At 63.2% G+C, this 838-nt stretch carries 1 protein-coding gene; it reads right to left on the reverse strand.

Features of this window, described 5'->3' with window-relative positions:
- A partial coding sequence (locus AACY08_RS27555; protein WP_339472270.1) for a PAS domain-containing protein occupies positions 1–824 on the reverse strand: 824 nt, incomplete at its 3' end.
- Positions 825–838 lie beyond the last annotated feature (14 nt).

Below are 838 nucleotides of genomic sequence, written 5' to 3' on the forward strand. Positions count from 1 at the left end.
TAGTCGCGGCGCAGGGCCGGGTTGGGAATGGCGATGGCCACGCGGAGCCCGTCCGGCTCCCACCGTTGCTCTACGGTCCCGCCCAATTGACGAACCACACTCAGTTCGATCAATTGCGAGCCGAACCCGGTCTTGGTCGGAACGTTGACGACCGGGCCGTCGCGCTCCTGCCATTCCAGCACTGCGCGTTCGCCATCGCGGCGGGTTGCGATCTCGACGACACCCGCGTCGCTCGACAATGCGCCATATTTCACGGCGTTGGTGGCAAGCTCGTGGAACAGCAAGGCCAGCGGCGTCGCCGAGCGATCGTCGATTTCGAAATCCACGCCCTGCACATAAATGCGGGGGGCGGCTTCGGGTTGATAGGGCAGGAACAGTTCGCTCAGCAGGCCATGCAGGCTGTTTTGCGAGACGGACGGGCGCGATTGCGCACTGTGCGGCCGCACGAAATCGTGCGCGCGGCCGAGCGCGGTCACCCGCTCGCGTAAATCGCTGGCGATCGGGCCGAAGCCGGGATTGCTGCGCGCGGACAAATTGATCAAACCCGAAATTACCGCGAAGATGTTCTTGATGCGGTGGCTCAGCTCGTGCGCGACGATTTCGCGCTGCTCGCTTGCTTCCTTCTGTTCGTGAATATCGGTGCAGGTGCCGAACCAGCGTACGATCGTGCCGTTATCGTCATACATGGGCAGCGCGCGACCGAGCGTCCAGCGATATTGGCCGTCGGCCCGGCGCAGGCGATATTCGATCTGATACGGCGCGCCGGTTGCCATCGAGTGTTGCCATATCGTCCAGGCCCGTTCCTGATCCTCCGGGTGAAACATGCCGTTCCACTCCG

Source organism: Pseudomonas sp. EL_65y_Pfl1_R83 (genome assembly GCF_963970695.1).
GTDB lineage: Bacteria > Pseudomonadota > Gammaproteobacteria > Pseudomonadales > Pseudomonadaceae > Aquipseudomonas > Aquipseudomonas tritici.